At 55.4% G+C, this 21,771-nt stretch carries 20 protein-coding genes; all 20 read left to right on the forward strand.

The features are described 5' to 3' along the window. Window positions 1-29 precede the first annotated feature (29 nt). The 20 genes from ovoA to pstB all read left to right on the forward strand — a co-directional run bounded on the left by ovoA (window position 30) and on the right by pstB (window position 21,766). Window positions 30-2,168, forward strand: coding sequence for a 5-histidylcysteine sulfoxide synthase (ovoA, locus tag AC2CF9_RS11765; RefSeq protein WP_484557103.1), 2,139 nt, complete (start codon window positions 30-32; stop codon window positions 2,166-2,168). Between the two features lie 104 nt (window positions 2,169-2,272). Next, complete coding sequence (asnC, locus tag AC2CF9_RS11770) at window positions 2,273-2,734, forward strand: transcriptional regulator AsnC (RefSeq protein ID WP_039381403.1); 462 nt, start codon at window positions 2,273-2,275, stop codon at window positions 2,732-2,734. A gap of 153 nt (window positions 2,735-2,887) precedes the next feature. After that, window positions 2,888-3,328 carry an FMN-binding protein MioC gene (mioC, locus tag AC2CF9_RS11775; RefSeq protein WP_039381406.1) on the forward strand — a complete coding sequence of 147 codons (441 nt, stop codon included), beginning with the start codon at window positions 2,888-2,890 and terminating at the stop codon, window positions 3,326-3,328. Between the two features lie 439 nt (window positions 3,329-3,767). Next, entirely contained in the window at window positions 3,768-5,657 is a 1,890-nt protein-coding gene (mnmG, locus tag AC2CF9_RS11780; RefSeq protein WP_484557104.1) for a tRNA uridine-5-carboxymethylaminomethyl(34) synthesis enzyme MnmG, read from the forward strand. A gap of 48 nt (window positions 5,658-5,705) precedes the next feature. After that, entirely contained in the window at window positions 5,706-6,323 is a 618-nt protein-coding gene (gene rsmG / locus AC2CF9_RS11785; RefSeq protein ID WP_065647899.1) for a 16S rRNA (guanine(527)-N(7))-methyltransferase RsmG, read from the forward strand. Between the two features lie 712 nt (window positions 6,324-7,035). Beyond that, window positions 7,036-7,416, forward strand: a complete 381-nt coding sequence (atpI, locus tag AC2CF9_RS11790) for a F0F1 ATP synthase subunit I (RefSeq protein ID WP_039381414.1) — start codon at window positions 7,036-7,038, stop codon at window positions 7,414-7,416. Between the two features lie 8 nt (window positions 7,417-7,424). Next, complete coding sequence (atpB, locus tag AC2CF9_RS11795) at window positions 7,425-8,243, forward strand: F0F1 ATP synthase subunit A (RefSeq protein ID WP_039381416.1); 819 nt, start codon at window positions 7,425-7,427, stop codon at window positions 8,241-8,243. A gap of 48 nt (window positions 8,244-8,291) precedes the next feature. Continuing rightward, on the forward strand, window positions 8,292-8,531 hold the full coding sequence (gene atpE, locus AC2CF9_RS11800) for a F0F1 ATP synthase subunit C (RefSeq protein ID WP_003849523.1): 240 nt from the start codon (window positions 8,292-8,294) through the stop codon (window positions 8,529-8,531). Window positions 8,532-8,639: 108 nt separating this feature from the next. Next, on the forward strand, window positions 8,640-9,110 hold the full coding sequence (gene atpF / locus AC2CF9_RS11805) for a F0F1 ATP synthase subunit B (RefSeq protein ID WP_039381418.1): 471 nt from the start codon (window positions 8,640-8,642) through the stop codon (window positions 9,108-9,110). A 14-nt stretch (window positions 9,111-9,124) separates the two neighbouring features. Then, window positions 9,125-9,658: a F0F1 ATP synthase subunit delta gene (gene atpH / locus AC2CF9_RS11810; protein WP_039381423.1), complete on the forward strand. Its 534-nt coding sequence runs from the start codon at window positions 9,125-9,127 to the stop codon at window positions 9,656-9,658. 14 nt (window positions 9,659-9,672) lie between these two features. Then, window positions 9,673-11,214, forward strand: a complete 1,542-nt coding sequence (atpA, locus tag AC2CF9_RS11815; protein WP_039381427.1) for a F0F1 ATP synthase subunit alpha — start codon at window positions 9,673-9,675, stop codon at window positions 11,212-11,214. Between the two features lie 52 nt (window positions 11,215-11,266). Continuing rightward, entirely contained in the window at window positions 11,267-12,133 is an 867-nt protein-coding gene (gene atpG / locus AC2CF9_RS11820) for a F0F1 ATP synthase subunit gamma (RefSeq protein ID WP_039381430.1), read from the forward strand. Between the two features lie 63 nt (window positions 12,134-12,196). Further along, window positions 12,197-13,594 (forward strand): F0F1 ATP synthase subunit beta, encoded by a 1,398-nt coding sequence (gene atpD, locus AC2CF9_RS11825; protein ID WP_039381434.1) that lies wholly within the window; start codon window positions 12,197-12,199, stop codon window positions 13,592-13,594. 24 nt (window positions 13,595-13,618) lie between these two features. Then, window positions 13,619-14,038: a F0F1 ATP synthase subunit epsilon gene (locus AC2CF9_RS11830; protein ID WP_039381436.1), complete on the forward strand. Its 420-nt coding sequence runs from the start codon at window positions 13,619-13,621 to the stop codon at window positions 14,036-14,038. 417 nt (window positions 14,039-14,455) lie between these two features. Continuing rightward, a complete protein-coding gene (glmU, locus tag AC2CF9_RS11835; protein ID WP_484557105.1) occupies window positions 14,456-15,826 on the forward strand; it encodes a bifunctional UDP-N-acetylglucosamine diphosphorylase/glucosamine-1-phosphate N-acetyltransferase GlmU in 1,371 nt (456 codons plus the stop codon). A 144-nt stretch (window positions 15,827-15,970) separates the two neighbouring features. Continuing rightward, entirely contained in the window at window positions 15,971-17,800 is a 1,830-nt protein-coding gene (gene glmS, locus AC2CF9_RS11840; protein WP_150017786.1) for a glutamine--fructose-6-phosphate transaminase (isomerizing), read from the forward strand. 172 nt (window positions 17,801-17,972) lie between these two features. Continuing rightward, window positions 17,973-19,016: a phosphate ABC transporter substrate-binding protein PstS gene (gene pstS / locus AC2CF9_RS11845; protein ID WP_039381445.1), complete on the forward strand. Its 1,044-nt coding sequence runs from the start codon at window positions 17,973-17,975 to the stop codon at window positions 19,014-19,016. Between the two features lie 85 nt (window positions 19,017-19,101). Then, window positions 19,102-20,064 (forward strand): phosphate ABC transporter permease PstC, encoded by a 963-nt coding sequence (gene pstC, locus AC2CF9_RS11850; protein ID WP_039381448.1) that lies wholly within the window; start codon window positions 19,102-19,104, stop codon window positions 20,062-20,064. After that, complete coding sequence (gene pstA, locus AC2CF9_RS11855) at window positions 20,061-20,948, forward strand: phosphate ABC transporter permease PstA (RefSeq protein ID WP_039381450.1); 888 nt, start codon at window positions 20,061-20,063, stop codon at window positions 20,946-20,948. The genes pstC and pstA overlap by 4 nt, the downstream gene beginning before the upstream one ends. 44 nt (window positions 20,949-20,992) lie before the next feature. Further along, window positions 20,993-21,766, forward strand: coding sequence for a phosphate ABC transporter ATP-binding protein PstB (gene pstB / locus AC2CF9_RS11860; protein ID WP_039381453.1), 774 nt, complete (start codon window positions 20,993-20,995; stop codon window positions 21,764-21,766). Window positions 21,767-21,771 lie beyond the last annotated feature (5 nt).

The raw sequence follows: 21,771 nt of genomic DNA on the forward strand, positions 1-21,771 counted from the left end.
TGTGTTTATTCAGCTTTATGGAGTTCACTGTGACAATTGCCGATCTGCCCTGCCAGCTGCCTGCTCCGACCCGCACCCTGCGCCTTTCCGGTGGCACCGCTGAAGAGAAACGTGCCGAACTGCTCGCCTATTTCACCCAGACCTGGACGCTGTATGAAAGCCTGTTCGACTGCCTGAGCGATGAGCGTGCCTGGTTTAATAAAGCGATTTCGCTGCGCCATCCGCTGATTTTCTATTTTGGCCATACCGCATCTTTCTATATCAACAAGCTGATGGCGGGACGCTATCTCGATCGGCGTGTTGACGCGCGCATTGAGGCGATGATGGCGATTGGTGTGGATGAGATGAGCTGGGACGATCTTAATGACGCCCACTACGACTGGCCCGGTGTGGCAGAAGTGCGCGACTACCGCGGCAAAGTGAAAGCGCTGGTGACTGATTTTATCCGTACGATGCCGCTTGAGCTGCCGATCGGCTGGGAGAGTCCGGCCTGGGTGATTCTGATGGGCATTGAGCATGAGCGCATCCATCTGGAAACCTCCAGCGTGCTGATCCGCCAGCTGCCGCTGGAGTGGGTGCAGCCGCAGCCCGCCTGGCCTGCCTGCCCGCTGGCGCGCCACGATCGCGCCGCGGTGCCGGAAAACAGTCTGATTGCGCTGGCGGGTGGATCGGTGCTGCAGGGGAAAACGGATGAGACTTATGGCTGGGACAATGAGTATGGCCATCAGAAAACCGAACTCGGACCCTTTCAGGCCAGCAAAATGCTGGTCAGCAACGCGGAGTTTTATCAGTTTGTCGCGGCCGGTGGCTATCAGACGGCGCGCTGGTGGGATGAAGAGGGAGAGGGCTGGCGCACGTTTGCCGGGGCGCAGATGCCTGCCTTCTGGGTCGGTGATATCGCCCAACCTGACGCGCTGCGTCTGCGCCTGATGACGCAGGAAGTCCCGATGCCGTGGGACTGGCCGGCTGAAGTTAATCAGCTGGAAGCGGCCGCCTTCTGCCGCTGGCTGGCAGACAAAAGCGGTAAGACAATTCAGCTGCCGTGTGAGGCGGAATATATGCTGCTGCGCGAACAGGTCAGCGGCGATCAGCCAGACTGGGAGCAGGCGCCCGGTAATATCAACCTCGCGTACTGGGCCTCCTCCTGTCCGGTGGATCATTTTTCCCAGGGCGCGTTCTTTGATCTGGTGGGGAACGTCTGGCAGTGGACCACCACGCCCATCAATGGCTTTGAAGGCTTTCGCGTCCATCCGCTGTATGACGATTTTTCCACGCCTACCTTTGACGGCAAGCATGCCATCATCAAAGGCGGCAGCTGGATCTCAACCGGTAATGAGGCGTTAAAATCGTCGCGCTACGCGTTTCGCCGCCACTTTTTCCAGCATGCCGGCTTCCGTTACGTGGTGTCGGCGCATCAGGAGAGTATGCAGCTTAACCCGTATGAAACCGACGGCATGGTGTCGCAGTATCTCGATTTCCAGTACGGGCCTGGCTACTACGGCGTGGAAAATTATGCCGAAAAACTGATTGAGCTGGTGCTGCCGCACTGCCATCAGCGCGGGCATGCGCTGGATATCGGCTGTGCCACCGGTCGCGCCAGCTTTGCTCTGGCGCGTCACTTTGCTGCCGTTACCGGCATGGACTACTCCGCACGCTTTATCGACGTGGCGTTGCAGCTCACCTCCGGTGAGGATTTCCGCTACGTGGTACCGGAGGAGGGCGAGCTGGTGGCGTATCGCCAGGTGCGCCTGAAGGAGATCGGCACTGACCGGCAGCAGGCGGAGCGGATTCAATTCGTTCAGGGTGACGCCTGCAACCTGAAGCCGCAGCCGGATCGGTACGATCTGGTGCTGGCCGCGAATCTGATCGATCGTCTGCGTCAGCCAAAGCGTTTCCTGCAGGATATCGCACCGATGATCCGTCAGGGCGGCGTGCTGGCGATCTCTTCACCTTACACCTGGCTTGAGGAGTTCACGCCGAAAGAGAACTGGCTGGGCGGTATCCGCGAAAACGGCGAAGCGCTGACCACCTGCCAGGCACTGCAGCGGCTTCTGCGCGACGAGTTTGATGAAATCGCGCCGCCGCAGGATGTTCCCTTCGTGATCCGCGAAACCGCACGCAAGTTTCAGCACACCCAGGCGCAGCTTACGCTCTGGCGTAAGCGTTAAAAGCGTGCAGACTGCGGCATGCCCGCAGTCTGCATCTTGCCTGCCCCGCTAAATTCCTGCACATTCACCTCTGTTCAGCGAAGACGAATTTAAGAGGAAGGATGATGGCAGAACATCTGCAACTGGATAATCTCGACCGCGGCATACTCAATGCGCTGCTGGAGAACGCCCGCACGGCTTACGCAGAGCTGGCAAAGCAGTTCAATGTCAGCCCCGGCACGATTCATGTCCGCGTTGAGAAAATGCGTCAGGCCGGCATTATTCTCGGTACGCGCGTGGAAATTGATCCACGCCAGCTGGGATTCGATGTTTGCTGCTTTATTGGCATCATTCTGAAGAGCGCACGCGACTATCCGGCAGCGCTCAGCAAGCTTGAGGCGCTGGATGAGGTGGTTGAAGCCTGGTATACCACCGGTCACTACAGCATCTTTATTAAGGTCATGTGCCGATCTATCGATGCGCTGCAGCAGGTGCTGATCAACAAGATCCAGACTATTGATGAGATCCAGTCCACTGAGACGCTGATCTCGCTGCAAAACCCGATCATGCGTACCATCAAGCCCTGAACCGCACCAGCCTGTGCATAACGTTATGCAGCAGGGATCCGGCGCAGCATCCGGTTTGTCGGCGGATGCTTTCTGTTATTAACCCTGTTTTCCACAGGTGGATCACGGCTTGATCACAGCGTACAATGCCTGCCTTTAGTGCGGGAGACGATCATGGCTGATATTACCTTAATCACCGGCAGTACCCTTGGCAGTGCCGAATATGTCGCAGAACATTTAGAAGAGAAGCTGCAGGATGCGGGCTTCAAAACCAGCGTACTGCACGGCCCGGCGCTTGATGAGGTGCCTGATTCGGGTATCTGGCTGGTGGTAACGTCCACACACGGCGCCGGTGAATTGCCGGACAATCTGCTGCCCTTTTATGAGGCGCTGCAGACTGAAAAGCCCGATCTTTCCGCCGTGCGCTTTGGCGCAGCAGGCATCGGCAACCGTGAATACGATCTTTTCTGTGGCGCAATCAAAACCCTGGAGGCTCAGCTGATCGCGCTGGGCGCAACGCGCATCGGGGAACGGCTGGAAATCGACATGCTTGAGCATGAAATACCGGAAGATGCCGCTGAAGCCTGGGTCGCTGGCTGGATTGAGCAGATCTGACGGATCGTAACCGGCAGGGGATCGGGAAATAGTCACGATCCCCAGACGATTACACTGTATTTCTTCCGGATCCTTCCGATCTCCTGTGGATAAACCAGCCTGAATCATGCGTATAACCGGTAGTTATCCCAGGAATAACCGCTGATGCTTTTTTTATCTGTGGATAACCAGCAAAGTTGATCCCAGCTTATCTGGATCAGGATCACCGATCTTTCACAACAAACGATCCTTCCCAGGCTAATGTAAAATAACGGGTTTGCCACGTTATCCACAGAAACCGGCGATCCTAATAAGAGATCTAACAAGAAGATCATATAAAAGAGTAAAGATCCTTTCTATAAACACGCAGGATCCGCCGCTTTCGCCTGAACCATAATTTCAGTAGAATCCACCGCCCAGGGCAACGATCCCTGTCTGAACTTTAACGAGGACCCACTTCATGTTTTATCCAGATCCTTTTGACGTCATCGTAATCGGTGGTGGTCATGCGGGTACCGAAGCCGCTATGGCGGCCGCCCGAATGGGTCAGCAGACGCTGTTACTCACGCATAACATCGACACGCTGGGACAGATGTCCTGCAATCCGGCAATCGGTGGTATCGGGAAGGGACACCTGGTAAAGGAAGTGGACTCCCTCGGCGGCCTGATGGCCACGGCAATCGATCAGGCAGGTATCCAGTTTAGGATACTAAACGCCAGCAAAGGTCCGGCGGTGCGCGCTACGCGTGCTCAGGCAGACCGTGTACTGTACCGCCAGGCGGTACGCACCGCGCTGGAGAACCAGCCCAACCTGATGATCTTCCAGCAGGCGGTTGACGATCTGATCGTCGAAAACGATCGGGTGGTAGGTGCCGTCACGCAGATGGGGCTGAAATTCCGGGCTAAAAGCGTGGTGCTGACCGTTGGCACCTTCCTCGATGGCAAAATTCATATCGGTCTTGATAATTACAGCGGTGGACGCGCCGGCGATCCGCCTTCTGTCCCGCTGGCAAAACGGCTGCGGGCGCTGCCGCTGCGCGTCAACCGTCTCAAGACCGGTACGCCACCGCGTATTGATGCGCGTTCGATCGATTTCTCTGTACTGACGCCACAGCACGGTGATACGCCGATGCCGGTGTTCTCGTTCATGGGCAGCGTGGCACAGCATCCGCAGCAGGTTCCCTGCTGGATCACCTATACCAACGAACAGACGCATGATGTGATCCGTAATAATCTCGATCGCAGCCCGATGTATGCGGGCGTCATTGAGGGGATTGGTCCGCGTTACTGCCCGTCTATCGAAGATAAAGTGATGCGCTTTGCCGATCGCAACGCCCACCAGATCTTTCTGGAGCCGGAAGGGCTGACCAGCAATGAAATCTACCCGAACGGAATTTCAACCAGTCTGCCTTTTGATGTACAGATGCAGATTGTCCGTTCAATGAAAGGGCTGGAGAACGCCACCATTGTGCGCCCGGGCTATGCTATCGAGTACGATTTCTTCGATCCGCGCGATCTGAAACCCACGCTGGAGAGCAAGTTTATCCACGGTCTCTTTTTTGCCGGCCAGATCAACGGCACCACCGGTTATGAAGAAGCTGCAGCCCAGGGTCTGCTGGCTGGCCTTAACGCTGCACGGCAGTCTGCGGACAAAGAGGGCTGGGCACCGCGCCGCGATCAGGCTTATCTCGGCGTGCTGGTCGACGACCTCTGCACGCTGGGTACCAAAGAGCCATACCGCATGTTTACCTCCCGCGCTGAGTATCGTCTGATGCTGCGCGAAGATAATGCCGATCTGCGTCTGACTGAAACGGGCCGCGAGCTGGGACTGGTGGATGATGCGCGCTGGGCGCGCTATAACCAGAAGCTGGAAGCGATTGAGCAGGAGCGCCAGCGTCTGCGCAGCCTGTGGGTGCATCCGAAGTCAGAAAATGTGACCGACGTAAACAGCATCATCAGCGCACCGCTGACGAAAGAAGCCAGCGCAGAGGATCTGCTGCGTCGTCCGGAGATGACCTATGCCCGACTGATGACGCTGGCGGACTATGGTCCGGCACTGCCTGACGAACAGGCAGCCGAGCAGGTTGAAATTCAGGTTAAATATGAGGGTTACATTGCGCGTCAGCAGGAGGAGATAGACCGCCAGCTGCGCAATGAGAACACGCTGCTGCCTGTGGATCTCGATTACCGTCAGGTCAATGGCCTGTCAAATGAAGTGATCGCCAAGCTCAACGACCATAAGCCGACCTCTATTGGTCAGGCATCGCGTATTTCCGGCATCACGCCAGCTGCGATCTCAATTCTGCTGATCTATCTCAAAAAACAGGGTCTGCTGCGTAAAAGCGCCTGACTGACCACCGGGGCAGCTTCGGCTGCCCCTGTTAACGGAAACCTCGCTGTGATTAACAAACTCTCCCGGCTGCTTGACGCAGCAAATATTTCGCTCTCCGATCAACAAAAACAGCAGCTGGTTGGCTATGTGGAGCTGCTGCATAAGTGGAATAAAGCGTATAACCTGACCTCAGTGCGCGATCCGCAGCAAATGCTGGTACGCCATATCCTCGACAGCGTGGTGGTAGAGCCGCATCTGCAGGGGGAACGCTTTATTGATGTGGGAACCGGGCCAGGACTGCCGGGTATTCCTCTGGCCATTGTCCGTCCGCAGGCGCATTTTACGCTGCTGGACAGCCTGGGTAAGCGGGTTCGCTTTCTGCGCCAGGTACAGCATGAGTTAGGACTCACTAACATTACTCCGGTACAGAGCCGGGTTGAAGAGTTCCCGGCAGATCCACCGTTTGATGGCGTCATCAGCCGGGCATTTGCCTCACTGGAAGATATGCTCACCTGGTGCCGCGCATTGCCCGGAACGCATGGACGCTTTTATGCCCTAAAAGGCGTGCGTCCGGATGAGGAGATCGCTTCGCTGCCAGCAGGCTTTAGTGTAGAAAAAATTGAAGCCTTACGCGTTCCGGAACTGGAAGGCGAGCGTCATCTTGTGGTGATTTCGCAGCAATAAGCCTGCAAAAAGCAGGGTTTTATTCAGCTTCTGGCAGCCGCACCACCGTCAGGGCTGAATAAAAAAACAGCGGTTGAACGCATGGTGACACACGCGTTTATTCGGCAGGGGAGGGGAAAGGCGTTAACATCCTTCGCCGTAATTATCCGAAAAGCGTTGTTACATTTAACGATTAATTCACATTTTATTGCCACTAATGTCACATGATAACGGCTGTTTTCTGCTTTCGATTATCACGCAGGGAAATATGACACGGCAATAAATCGGCGGGCGTAATATTATTATTTCAATTTTAATTCTGTCCGCAGTGTCAACCGGATGTTTTTATCGGAAAAGAGTGAGCTGAAGCAGATTTAAATTTATAAGGCTATGATTTTAAAAGTTTAAAACACCCTGATTATTAATGCGGATTATGCATTCTGATAAATTTTTCAGCGTCTGGTTGTTTATTATGTGATCTGCAGCACGCTTTATATCTCGCTTGAGCCAGAAAACGGCAACGTTGCTGACGGCTCTCCGGGTTATGAATCTTTGGAAAAATAGCCCTTCAGAAAGAAATTTAAATAATTGTTCACCTTTTCGCTACTTAGCGATTGAAATCGCAGGTGCGGCCCGTATAATTTGCACGGCTTTTGCTGCTTGACTCAAAACGGCAAAGGCAGTCTTATACGACACGCGACATACCCCGTTCGGGGCAGGAGAGTTAAGCGTCATGTCAGTGTCTCTTTACAGTGTGAAATTAGCCCGAGCCGTTCTGGTTGTCCAGCTGGTGACGTTTGTCGTAATCGGTGCGCTGTTTGCTCTGAAAGACGTCACCTGGGGCGCCTCTGCTATCGCGGGTGGTGTGGCAGCCTGGCTGCCAAACATACTGTTCACGTTTTTAGCCTGGCGTCTGCAGGATCAAACACCGGCTAAAGGGCGTGTCGCCTGGAGTTTCGCCCTGGGTGAAGTTCTTAAGGTGTTCGCCACCGTTATTTTTCTCGCTGTGGCGTTGGGTGGGTTCGGAGCGGTCTTCTGGCCACTCGCAATCACCTGGTTATCGGTGCTGGTGGTGCAAATCGTCGCACCGGCTGTAATTAACAACAAAGGGTAAGAGGCATCATGGCCGCAGGAGAAATCTCAACGCCGCAGGAATACATAGGACATCATCTGACGCATCTTCAGATGGACCTGCGTACTTTCGAGCTGGTGAATGCACACGACGCGCCAGCAACATTCTGGACGTTAAACCTGGACTCCATGTTTTTCTCTGTTGCACTGGGAGTATTGTTCCTTGTGCTGTTCCGCAGCGTGGCGAAAAGCGTCACCAGCGGCGTGCCAGGGAAAATGCAGGCGGCTATCGAGCTGGTTGTCGGCTTTGTTGATAGCAACGTTCGCGACATGTACCACGGTAAAAGTAAAGTTATCGCCCCGCTGGCTCTGACAATTTTTGTCTGGGTCTTCCTGATGAACTTCATGGATCTGCTGCCTATTGATTTGCTGCCGTTTATCGGTGAGCACTATCTGGGCCTGCCGGCGCTGCGCGTCGTGCCGTCAGCAGACGTGAACATCACGCTATCTATGGCGCTGGGCGTATTTATTTTGATTCTGTTCTACAGCATCAAAATGAAAGGGGTAGGCGGCTTTGCTAAAGAGCTGACTCTGCAGCCTTTTAATCACCCGATCTTCATCCCCATCAACCTGATTCTTGAAGGTGTCAGCCTGCTGTCAAAACCGGTTTCACTCGGTCTGCGACTGTTCGGCAACATGTATGCGGGTGAGCTGATCTTTATCCTGATTGCCGGTCTGCTGCCGTGGTGGTCGCAGTGGGTGCTGAATGTGCCATGGGCCATTTTCCACATCCTGATTATTTCGCTGCAGGCTTTCATTTTCATGGTCCTCACGATTGTCTATCTGTCGATGGCATCTGAAGAACATTGATTTTTTTCTCAACAACTTAAGCATAACTGAAACAAACTGGAGACTGTCATGGAAAACCTGAATATGGATCTGCTGTACATGGCTGCCGCTGTGATGATGGGTCTGGCGGCAATCGGTGCTGCGATCGGTATCGGCATCCTCGGAGGTAAATTCCTGGAAGGCGCAGCGCGTCAGCCGGATCTAATCCCTCTGCTGCGTACGCAGTTCTTTGTTGTAATGGGTCTGGTGGATGCAATCCCGATGATCGCTGTTGGTCTGGGTCTCTACGTGATGTTTGCTGTCGCCTAAAGCCTGTAGCCATTGTTCACTCATGGCACCTGGTGTGATGAGGAACAGATTCTGCCGTTTATCAATGATAGCGGCAGAGCACGTTAACTTAATAAGAGGCATTGTGCTGTGAACATTAACGCAACAATCCTCGGCCAGGCCATCGCGTTCATCCTGTTTGTCGCGTTCTGCATGAAGTACGTATGGCCACCGATCATGGCTGCCATCGAAAAGCGCCAGAAAGAAATTGCTGAAGGCCTTGCTTCTGCTGAACGCGCGAAGAAAGATTTGGATCTCGCGCAGGCCAATGCGACCGACCAGCTGAAAAAAGCGAAGGAAGAAGCTCAGGTCATTATCGAGCAGGCGAACAAACGCCGTGCCCAGATTCTGGACGAAGCCAAAACTGAAGCTGAAACTGAACGTAACCGCATCGTCACTCAGGCGCAGGCAGAAATTGAAGCCGAGCGCTCACGTGCACGTGAAGAGCTGCGTAAACAGGTCGCGTTGCTGGCATTAGCTGGCGCCGAGAAAATCATCGAACGTTCCGTGGATGAAGCTGCTAACAGCGACATCGTTGATAAACTGGTCGCTGAACTGTAAGGAGGGAGGGGCTGATGTCTGATCTGATTACTGTAGCTCGCCCCTACGCCAAAGCAGCTTTTGACTTTGCTGTTGAGCATCAAAGTATCGAACGCTGGCAGACCATGCTGGCGTTTGCCGCAGAAGTGGCTCGCAACGAACAGATGGCAGAAGTACTTTCCGGTGCCTTAGCACCTGAAGCGCTATCTGCCTCTTTCAATGCAGTCTGTGGTGATCAACTTGATGAACACGCTCAGAACCTGATCAAGGTAATGGCGGAGAACGGACGTTTGACAGCGCTTCCAGACGTACTGGAGCAATTTATTCAACTGCGTGACGCTTATGAAGCGACAGCCGAAGTTGATGTGATCTCCGCCAGTGCGCTGAGTGACAGCCAGCTGACCAAAATCAGCACCGCGATGGAAAAACGTCTGTCACGCAAAGTTAAGCTGAATTGCAAAATTGATAAGTCTGTATTGGCAGGTGTGGTTATCCGTGCGGGTGACCTGGTGATTGATGGCAGCGTGCGCGGCCGTCTTGACCGTCTGGCAGACGTCTTGCAGTCTTAAGGGGACTGGAGCATATGCAACTGAATTCCACCGAAATCAGCGAACTGATCAAGCAGCGCATTGCTCAGTTCAATGTCGTGAGTGAAGCTCACAACGAAGGTACTATTGTTTCTGTAAGTGACGGTATCATCCGCGTACACGGCCTGGCCGATGTTATGCAGGGTGAAATGATTGCCCTGCCGGGCAACCGTTACGCTATCGCACTGAACCTCGAGCGCGACTCGGTTGGTGCGGTCGTTATGGGCCCGTACGCTGACCTTGCCGAAGGCATGAAGGTTAAGTGCACCGGTCGTATTCTGGAAGTACCGGTTGGCCGTGGCCTGCTGGGTCGCGTGGTGAACACCCTGGGTGCACCTATCGACGGTAAAGGCGCAATCGACAACGACGGCTTCTCGCCGGTTGAAATGATTGCACCCGGCGTTATCGATCGTCAGTCTGTTGACCAGCCTGTTCAGACTGGTTACAAGTCTGTCGATGCGATGATTCCAATCGGCCGTGGCCAGCGTGAGCTGATCATCGGTGACCGTCAGACCGGTAAGACTGCAATGGCTATCGACGCCATCATCAACCAGCGTGATTCAGGCATCAAGTGTGTCTACGTTGCGATTGGTCAGAAAGCGTCAACCATCTCTAACGTGGTTCGCAAGCTGGAAGAGCACGGCGCGCTGGCTAACACCATCGTGGTTGTGGCTTCTGCATCGGAGTCTGCTGCGCTGCAGTACCTGTCTCCATACGCTGGCTGTGCCATGGGCGAATACTTCCGCGACCGCGGTGAAGATGCGCTGATCGTTTACGATGACCTCTCTAAGCAGGCTATCGCTTACCGTCAGATCTCTCTGCTGCTGCGCCGCCCACCAGGCCGTGAAGCATTCCCGGGCGACGTGTTCTATCTCCACTCTCGTCTGCTGGAGCGTGCATCACGCGTAAGCGCTGACTACGTTGAGCGTTTCACCAACGGTGCTGTGAAAGGCCAGACCGGTTCTCTGACCGCGCTGCCAATCATTGAAACCCAGGCTGGTGACGTTTCTGCGTTCGTTCCGACCAACGTTATCTCGATCACTGATGGTCAGATCTTCCTGGAGTCGAACCTGTTCAACTCCGGTATCCGTCCAGCCGTTAACCCGGGTATCTCCGTATCCCGTGTTGGTGGTGCTGCACAGACCAAGATCATCAAGAAACTGTCCGGTGGTATTCGTACCGCGCTGGCACAGTATCGTGAACTGGCAGCGTTCTCTCAGTTCGCTTCCGATCTGGATGATGCAACGCGTAAACAGCTGAGCCACGGTCAGAAAGTGACCGAACTGCTGAAACAGAAACAGTATGCGCCAATGTCCGTTGCGCAGCAGGGTCTGGTGCTGTTTGCTGCTGAGCGCGGCTTCCTGAACGACGTTGAACTGGCGAAAATCGGCAGCTTCGAAGCCGCTCTGCTGGCGTACGCCGATCGCGAACACGCTGAGCTGATGGCTGAAATCAACCAGGCGGGTAACTACAACAACGATATCGAAGCGAAGCTGAAAGGCCTGCTCGAAACGTTTAAAGCAACCCAGTCCTGGTAATGTCTGGCGGCTTGTCTGAAAAGACAGGCCGCAAGGCTTTGAGGAGAAGCTAATGGCCGGCGCAAAAGAAATACGTACCAAGATCGGAAGCGTAAAAAACACGCAGAAGATCACCAAAGCGATGGAAATGGTCGCCGCCTCCAAAATGCGTAAAACGCAGGAACGCATGGCGGCCAGCCGTCCGTATGCAGATACCATGCGCAAAGTGATTGGTCACCTTGCACTGGGTAATCTGGAATACAAGCACCCTTACCTGGATGAGCGCGACGTTAAGCGCGTCGGCTACCTGGTCGTTTCGACTGACCGCGGGCTTTGTGGTGGTTTGAACATTAACCTGTTCAAAAAATTGCTGGCTGAAATGAAAGGCTGGGCAGACAAAGGCGTTCAGAGCGATCTGGCGATTGTCGGTTCAAAAGGCGTTTCATTCTTCGGCTCCGTCGGTGGCAACGTCGTGGCTCAGGTTACCGGCATGGGCGATAAGCCTGCGCTGTCCGATCTGATCGGTCCGGTAAAAGTCATGCTGCAGGCCTACGATGAAGGCCGTATCGACAAGCTGTATATCGTCAGCAACAAGTTTAACAACACCATGTCTCAGACTCCGACCATTACCCAACTGCTGCCGTTACCGCCAGCGGAAGGTGAAGAAGAGATGAAGGCGAAGACCTGGGATTACCTGTACGAACCCGATCCGAAGGCGCTGCTCGATACGCTGCTGCGTCGTTATGTCGAATCGCAGGTTTATCAGGGTGTGGTGGAAAACCTGGCCAGTGAGCAGGCCGCGCGTATGGTAGCGATGAAAGCCGCAACCGATAACGGCGGAAACCTGATCAAAGAGCTGCAGTTGGTCTACAACAAAGCTCGTCAGGCCAGCATCACCCAGGAACTTACCGAGATCGTCTCGGGAGCCTCCGCGGTTTAACCAGGCATATATCCTGTCGCCCGAGCGCGGCCGGATATTCTCGTATTAGGTAGAGGATTCAAGATGGCAGCTGGAAAGATTGTCCAGATTATCGGCGCCGTAGTTGACGTCGAATTCCCTCAGGACGCGGTACCACAGGTATACAGCGCTCTCGAGGTTAAGAATGGTGATACTCGTCTGGTGCTGGAAGTTCAGCAGCAGCTGGGTGGTGGCGTAGTACGTACTATCGCCATGGGTTCTTCTGACGGCCTGAAGCGCGGTCTGGAAGTAATCGATCTGAAAAAACCTATTCAGGTTCCGGTTGGTAAAGCGACCCTTGGCCGTATCATGAACGTGCTGGGCGAGCCTATCGACATGAAAGGCGACCTGACAGAAGAAGATGGCAGCGCAGTAGAGGTCTCCTCTATTCACCGCGCCGCGCCTTCTTATGAAGAACAGTCAAACTCGCAGGAACTGCTGGAAACCGGTATCAAGGTTATCGACCTGATGTGTCCGTTCGCTAAGGGCGGTAAAGTCGGTCTGTTCGGTGGTGCGGGCGTAGGTAAAACCGTAAACATGATGGAGCTGATCCGTAACATCGCGGCTGAGCACTCAGGTTATTCGGTCTTTGCTGGTGTGGGTGAGCGTACTCGTGAGGGTAACGACTTCTACCACGAAATGACTGACTCCAACGTTATCGATAAAGTAGCGCTGGTGTATGGCCAGATGAACGAGCCGCCGGGTAACCGTCTGCGCGTAGCACTGACCGGTCTGACCATGGCGGAAAAATTCCGTGATGAAGGCCGTGACGTTCTGCTGTTCATCGACAACATCTACCGTTACACCCTGGCAGGTACTGAAGTATCTGCACTGCTGGGTCGTATGCCATCTGCGGTAGGTTATCAGCCAACGCTGGCTGAAGAGATGGGTGTGCTGCAGGAGCGTATTACCTCCACTAAGACCGGTTCAATCACCTCCGTACAGGCCGTTTATGTTCCTGCGGATGACCTGACTGACCCGTCTCCGGCAACCACCTTTGCTCACTTAGACTCAACCGTTACGCTGAGCCGTCAGATCGCCTCTCTGGGTATCTACCCGGCCGTTGACCCGCTGGATTCTACCAGCCGTCAGCTGGATCCACTGATCGTGGGTCAGGAGCACTATGACGTCGCACGTGGCGTACAGTCACTGCTGCAGCGTTACCAGGAGCTGAAAGACATCATCGCCATCCTCGGTATGGACGAGCTGTCTGAAGAAGATAAACTGCTGGTGGCACGTGCGCGTAAGATCCAGCGCTTCCTGTCTCAGCCATTCTTTGTTGCTGAAGTCTTCACCGGTTCTCCGGGCAAATACGTGACGCTGAAAGATACCATTCGTGGTTTCAAAGGCATCATGGAAGGCGAATTCGACCACCTGCCAGAGCAGGCGTTCTACATGGTCGGCGCTATCGAAGAAGCTGTAGAAAAAGCGAAGAAACTGTAATAACGGTTTCCCGGGAGGAATGGTATGGCTATGACTTATCATCTGGACGTGGTCAGCGCGGAGCAGCAGATGTTCTCCGGTCTGGTACAGCGTATCCAGGTGTCAGGTAGCGAAGGTGAGCTGGGTATCCACCCGGGCCACGCCCCGCTGCTGACCGCCATCAAGCCTGGCATGATTCGCATCGTGAAGCAGCACGGCGACGAGGAGTATATCTACCTCTCCGGCGGCGTGCTGGAAGTACAGCCGGGCAGCACGACCGTTCTGGCCGACACCGCGATTCGTGGTGAAGACCTTGACGAAGCGCGCGCGCTGGAAGCGAAACGTAAAGCAGAAGAGCACATGAACAGCAGCCACGGCGACGTGGACTATGCTCAGGCCTCTGCAGAGCTGGCGAAAGCTATCGCGAAACTGCGTGTTATCGAGCTGACCAAAAAAGCGATGTAATCAGGCTTTATGCGTCATGAAATGCCAGCCCTCCGGGGCTGGCATTTTTTTTGCCTGCTGCCGGTGCGCATAAGTGCGCACCCTGTGAATGGCCATGTATGAAACCATTTATGGCAATCAGATGCCGGTGCGCATAAATGCGCACCCTACGGATGGCCATGTATGAAGCCATTTATGGCGATCAGATGCCGGTGCGCATAAATACATACGCTGTCCAAAACCGCACAAGCACCCCACAGGGGTGCCATTTATGGCGCCCGAAAATGGCACAACGCCCTTATCTTATGCCTTCCCCGGCGACCCGTGCTGGCCACTTTCCGCCGCTCATCCTCTTCCGCTAATTTCGCCATGAGAAAAATGTAGTAATCTCAGGGGTAAACCTTACACTTTCGAAAGTTAAATTGAGTCTGGAAAATTATGTCTGTAAGCGCGATGAGTGTGGTGATCCTGGCCGCTGGCAAAGGCACCCGTATGTATTCCGATCTGCCTAAAGTTCTGCACACCCTGGCAGGTAAACCCATGGTGCAGCATGTTATAGATGCCGCCACCGGGCTTGGGGCCCGACAGGTTCACCTGGTTTATGGTCACGGGGGTGAACTGCTGCAGCAGAAGCTGGCGCATAACGCCCTGAACTGGGTGCTGCAGGCGGAACAGCTCGGTACCGGGCACGCCATGCAGCAGGCGGCGCCCTTCTTTGCCGATGACGAAGATATTCTGATGCTGTATGGCGATGTGCCGCTTATCTCGCAGGCAACGCTGCAGCAGCTGCGCGCGGCGAAGCCCGAAGGCGGTATCGGGCTGCTGACCGTGGTGCTGGATAACCCCACCGGCTACGGCCGCATCGTGCGCGAAAACATGACTGTAACCGGCATTGTTGAGCAGAAAGATGCGTCTGCTGAGCAGCTGGCTATTCAGGAGATCAACACCGGTATTCTGCTAGCCAACGGCGGCGATCTCCGGCGCTGGCTGGCACAGCTCGATAACAACAACGCCCAGGGTGAGTTCTATATCACCGATATCATCGCGATGGCGCATCAGGAAGGCCGCGTGATCAATACCGTTCATCCGGCGCGTATCAGTGAAACGGAAGGCGTAAATAATCGTCTGCAGCTGGCTACGCTGGAGCGCACTTTTCAGCAGGAGCAGGCGGAAAAACTGCTGCTGGCGGGCGTGATGCTGCGCGATCCGGCGCGTTTTGACCTGCGCGGTACGCTGGCGCACGGGCGCGACGTAGAAATTGATATCGGCGTCATTATTGAAGGCGATGTCACGCTGGGCAACCGGGTAAAAATTGGCGCCGGCTGCGTGATCAAAAACAGCGTTCTGGGCGATGACTGTGAGATCAGCCCTTATTCTGTCATTGAAGATGCGACGCTGGCCGCCGCCTGCACGGTCGGCCCGTTTGCCCGGCTGCGTCCCGGCAGCGAACTGGCTGAACAGGCGCACGTCGGCAATTTTGTGGAAATGAAAAAGGCCACGCTTGGCAAAGGTTCCAAAGCGGGTCATCTCTCCTACCTGGGTGATGCGGAAATCGGCGCGGGCGTTAACATCGGCGCCGGCACCATTACCTGCAACTACGATGGCGCTAACAAATTTAAAACCATCATTGGCGATAACGTATTTGTGGGATCGGATACGCAGCTGGTGGCACCGGTCACCGTTGCGGCTGGCGCCACTATCGCCGCCGGTACCACGGTAATGAAAGATGTCACCGCCGCCGATCTGGTCTACAACCGCAAAGAACAGCAGCAGAAAGCGGGCTGGCAGCGCCCGGTGAAGAAAAAATAAATTTTAAGGACCGGCAAAGATCGGCCCGTTTAGCAGTGCCATAACGATATCCCCACTCTCTACAAGGCTCGGGGAACCGGCGCAGCCGGAAATCAGGTCAGATGACAACGCAATGGCCGAAAGCCATGAAGTCAGGAAACGAATATGTGTGGAATTGTTGGAGCAGTAGCGCAGCGTGACATTGCAGAGATCCTGCTGGAAGGTCTGCGTCGTCTGGAGTATCGCGGTTATGACTCAGCCGGTCTGGCTGTCGTCGATCGTCAGGGGCACGTGACGCGTCTGCGTCGCGTTGGCAAAGTGGCTAATCTGGCGGAGGCCGCAGATCAGCAGCCGCTGATTGGCGGTACCGGTATTGCCCACACCCGCTGGGCTACGCACGGTGAACCTTCAGAGGCAAATGCGCATCCGCACGTCTCAGAGCAGATCATCGTGGTGCATAACGGCATTATCGAAAATCATGAGCCGCTGCGCGCGCAAATGATTGAACGTGGCTACCATTTTGCCTCCGAGACGGACACCGAAGTGGTGGCGCATCTGGTGCACTGGGAGCAGAAGCAGGGCGGCACGCTGCGTGAGGTGATCCTGCGCGTGATTCCTCAGCTGCGCGGTGCTTACGGCATGGTCATCATGGACAGCCGCGATCCGTCGGTGCTGGTGGCCGCGCGCTCCGGCAGCCCGCTGGTGATTGGCCGTGGCGTGGGCGAGAACTTTATCGCATCCGATCAGCTGGCGCTGCTGCCGGTTACCCGCCGCTTTATCTACCTGGAAGAGGGGGATATTGCCGAGGTTACCCGCCGTGAAGTCACTATCATCGATCGCGAAGGCCATCAGGTGCAGCGCGCGGAGATCGAATCAAACGCGCAGTATGACGCGGGCGATAAAGGTATCTATCGCCACTATATGCAGAAAGAGATCTACGAGCAGCCCAACGCTATCAAAAATACGCTGGCGGGCCGCTTCCACGACGGGATTGTCGATCTGCGCGAACTGGGTGAGCATGCAGAGTCGCTGCTGAGCAAAGTAGAGCATATCCAGATCATCGCCTGCGGCACCTCCTACAACTCCGGTATGGTATCGCGCTACTGGTTTGAATCACTGGCAAACATCCCGTGTGACGTTGAGATCGCCTCTGAATTCCGCTACCGCAAATCCGCAGTACGCAAAAACAGCCTGCTGATCACCCTGTCGCAGTCGGGTGAAACCGCCGATACGCTGGCGGCGCTGCGCCTCTCCAAAGAGCTGGGTTATCTTGGCTCACTGGCTATCTGTAACGTCGCCGGCTCTTCGCTGGTGCGCGAATCCGATCTGGCGCTGATGACCAAAGCGGGCACGGAAATTGGCGTGGCTTCCACCAAAGCCTTTACCACGCAGCTGACGGTACTGCTGATGCTGGTGGCAAAACTGGGTCGTCTGCACGGCATGAAGCCGGAAACGGAGCATGAGATTGTGCATGCGCTGCAGGCGCTGCCTAGCCGTATTGAGCAGATGCTGGCGCAGGATAAGATCATCGAGAGCCTGGCAGAAGATTTCTCTGACAAGCATCATGCGCTGTTTCTTGGCCGTGGGGATCAATACCCGATCGCCATGGAAGGCGCGCTCAAGCTCAAAGAGATCTCCTATATTCATGCCGAAGCCTACGCGGCCGGTGAGCTGAAGCATGGCCCGCTGGCGCTGATCGATGCCGATATGCCGGTGATCGTGGTCGCACCTAACAATGAGCTGCTGGAAAAGCTGAAATCCAACATCGAAGAAGTGCGCGCACGCGGCGGCCTGCTCTATGTCTTCGCCGATGGCGATGCGGGCTTCAGCGACAGTGAAGGGATGAAAATTATCTCACTGCCGCATGTCGAGGACGTGATTGCCCCTATCTTCTACACCGTGCCGCTGCAGATGCTCTCTTATCATGTGGCGCTGATCAAAGGCACCGACGTGGACCAGCCACGTAACCTGGCAAAATCGGTTACCGTTGAGTAATCGCTAAGCCGGGCGGGCCTGCAACGGGCCCGCCCGGTTTTTATCTTCGTCATAAAACTGTCATATTTCGTACATTTCACTGTCATCAAACTGTCCTATTTTCCCTCCAGCAGCAATCACTGACTCCAACTAAAACGGCGTTAAGCCTGATTTATACTCCCCCGGAGGGAACATGACACTGATGCGTAGCACCGTAGCCCGAATCCTCGCCGCCACTTTCGCCGTCAGCGCAGTTTCTGCGTTTGCCGCCACCGATCTGACCGGCGCTGGCGGGACCTTCCCGGCCCCGGTTTATGCCAAGTGGGCAGCAGAGTATCAGCAGGCCACCGGTAGCAAAATCAACTATCAGGGAATCGGCTCTTCGGGTGGCGTAAAGCAGATCATCGCAAAAACCGTGGATTTCGGTGCTTCTGATGCGCCGATGAAAGAGGAAGATCTGCAGAAAAATGGCCTGTTCCAGTTCCCGACCGTTATCGGTGGCGTGGTGCTGGCCGTGAACATTCCGGGTGTGAAGTCTGGCGAGCTGACGCTCGATGGCAAAACCGTGGGTGACATCTATCTCGGCACCATTAAAAAATGGAACGATCCGGCGATCGCTAAGCTGAACCCGAACCTGAAACTGCCTGACACCAATATCAACGTCGTGCGCCGCGCCGACGGCTCCGGTACCTCCTTTGTGTTTACCAGCTATCTGACCAAAGTGAACACGGACTGGGCAAGCAAAATAGGCAAAGGCAACACCGTTAACTGGCCAACCGGTCTTGGCGGTAAAGGCAACGATGGCGTGGCCGCTTTCGTGCAGCGTCTGCCGGGTTCAATTGGCTATGTCGAATACGCCTACGCGAAACAGAACAACCTGACCTACACCAAACTGCTGGATGCGGATGGCAAACCGGTGGCGCCGAGTGAAAGCAGCTTTGCCAACGCCGCCAAAGGCGCTGACTGGAGCAGCTCGTTTGCTCAGGACCTGACGTTCCAGAAAGGTGACGACGCGTGGCCGATCGCCTCCACCACTTTTATCCTGATTTACAAAGATCAGGCTAATGCGGAGAAGGGCGCGGAAGTGCTGAAGTTCTTTGACTGGGCCTATAAAGGCGGCAGCAAAACCGCCACGGCGCTGGATTACGCGGCGCTGCCGGAGAGCGTGGTGACGCAGATCCGTGCGGCATGGAAAGCGAATATCAAAGACAGCAGCGGCAAAGCGCTCTGGCAGTAAGCCATTGTCAGGCTCGGCTACTGGCTGAGTATCCCGGGGGCGGCCGCCTGGTCGCCCTGCATATCCTCTGAGAACCGAGAATTTTATGGCTGCTACCAAGCCGGCATTCAAAGCACCGGGTAAGCAAGGCGACATGATTTTTGGCGCGCTGGTTAAACTCTCTGCGCTGATTGTCCTGCTGCTGCTGGGTGGCATTATTGTCTCCCTGATCGTCTCCTCCTGGCCCAGCATTCAGAAGTTTGGCTTCGCCTTTCTCTGGACCAAAACCTGGGATGCACCAAACGAAGAGTTTGGCGCTCTGGTGCCGATTTACGGCACGCTGGTGACCTCACTGATCGCATTAATCATCGCGGTACCGGTAAGCTTCGGAATCGCACTGTTTCTGACCGAGCTGGCACCCGGCTGGCTGCGTCGTCCGCTGGGCACCGCCATTGAACTGCTGGCGGCCATCCCGAGCATTGTTTATGGCATGTGGGGCCTGTTTATCTTCGCGCCGCTGTTTGCCGAATATTTTCAGACGCCGGTTGGCAACGTCCTCGCTAACATTCCCATCGTCGGCACGCTGTTCTCTGGCCCGGCGTTTGGTATCGGTATCCTGGCCGCAGGCGTCATCCTGGCGATTATGATCATTCCTTATATCGCCTCGGTAATGCGCGACGTCTTTGAACAGACGCCGGTGATGATGAAAGAGTCCGCGTATGGCATCGGCTGCACGACCTGGGAGGTGATCTGGCGTATCGTGCTGCCGTTTACCAAAAACGGCGTCATCGGCGGCGTGATGCTGGGACTGGGGCGGGCGCTGGGAGAGACCATGGCGGTGACCTTTATTATCGGTAACACCTACCAGCTCGACAGCGCTTCGCTGTTTATGCCCGGCAACAGTATCACCTCAGCGCTGGCTAACGAGTTTGCTGAAGCGGAATCGGGCGTGCATGTCGCTGCGCTGATGGAGCTGGGCCTGATCCTGTTTGTGATCACCTTTATCGTCCTGGCGATCTCGAAGCTGATGATCCTGCGGCTGGCAAAAAGTGAAGGGGCCCGTTCATGACCGCAATTGAAATGCAGAGCCGTACTGAGCTGGAAGCGTCGCGCCGCAAAATGCAGGCGTGGCGCAGTACAAAAAATAAAATCGCCCTGACGCTGTCGCTGCTGACCATGGCGTTTGGCCTCTTCTGGCTGATCTGGATCCTGTTCACCACGGTGACTAAAGGTATCGACGGGCTGAGCTGGTCGCTGTTTACCGAATCAACACCGCCGCCCAACACCGCCGGCGGCGGACTGGCAAATGCGCTGGCGGGCAGCGGCCTGCTGATTTTCTGGTCCACCTTTTTCGGGACGCCGCTGGGCATTATGGCCGGGATCTGGCTGGCGGAGTATGGCCGTAAAAACTGGCTGGCAGAGGTGATCCGCTTTATTAACGACATTCTGCTCTCCGCGCCCTCTATCGTGGTCGGACTATTTGTCTACACCATTGTGGTATCACAGATGCAGCACTTCTCCGGCTGGGCAGGCGTTGCGGCGCTGGCGCTACTGCAGATCCCGATTGTGATCCGTACCACCGAGAATATGCTGCGGCTGGTGCCGGACAGCATGCGCGAAGCGGCATACGCGCTGGGCACACCAAAGTGGAAGATGATCTCAGCCATCACGCTGAAAGCGTCTGTCTCCGGCATCATTACCGGCGTACTGCTGGCGATTGCGCGTATCGCAGGTGAAACCGCTCCGCTGCTGTTTACCGCGCTCTCTAACCAGTTCTGGAGCACTGACATGATGCAGCCGGTGGCCAACCTGCCGGTCACCATTTTCAAGTTCGCTATGAGCCCGTTTGCCGAATGGCAGAGCCTGGCGTGGGCTGGCGTGCTGATCATTACGCTGTGCGTGCTGCTGCTGAACATTGTTGCCCGCATGATTTTCGCCAAAGGCAAACACTAATTTTCCGGCGCGGCTCTGGCGGCGCTGCATAAGAGAGATGAGCAATGAGTATGGCAACCCCTTCTGCCGGTAAAATCCAGGTGCGTAATCTGAACTTTCATTATGGTAAGTTCCACGCGCTGAAAGATATCAACCTGGATATTGCCCGCAATCAGGTCACCGCGTTTATCGGTCCGTCGGGCTGCGGGAAATCCACGCTGCTGCGCACGTTTAATAAAATGTATTCACTCTACCCGGAGCAGCGCGCAGAAGGTGAGATCCTGCTGGATGGCGACAATATTCTCGCGTCGCACCAGGATATCGCCCTGCTGCGCGCGCGCGTCGGCATGGTCTTTCAGAAACCAACGCCGTTTCCGATGTCAATTTACGACAATATCGCCTTCGGCGTGCGCCTGTTTGAGAAGCTGTCGCGCGCGGATATGGATGAGCGCGTGCAGTGGGCGCTGACCAAAGCCGCGCTGTGGAACGAAACCAAAGACAAGCTTCATCAGAGCGGTTACAGTCTTTCCGGCGGGCAGCAGCAGCGTCTCTGCATCGCGCGCGGTATCGCTATCCGGCCGGAAGTGCTGCTGCTGGATGAGCCCTGCTCGGCGCTGGACCCGATCTCCACCGGCCGCATTGAGGAGCTGATCACCGAGCTCAAGCAGGATTACACCGTGGTGATTGTGACGCACAACATGCAGCAGGCCGCCCGCTGCTCCGATCATACGGCGTTTATGTATCTTGGCGAGCTGATTGAGTTCAGCGACACCGATACGCTGTTTACCAAACCCGCGCAGAAGCAGACTGAAGATTACATCACCGGTCGTTACGGCTGATTCAG

This window comes from Pantoea sp. SYBGC1 (assembly GCF_057197005.1).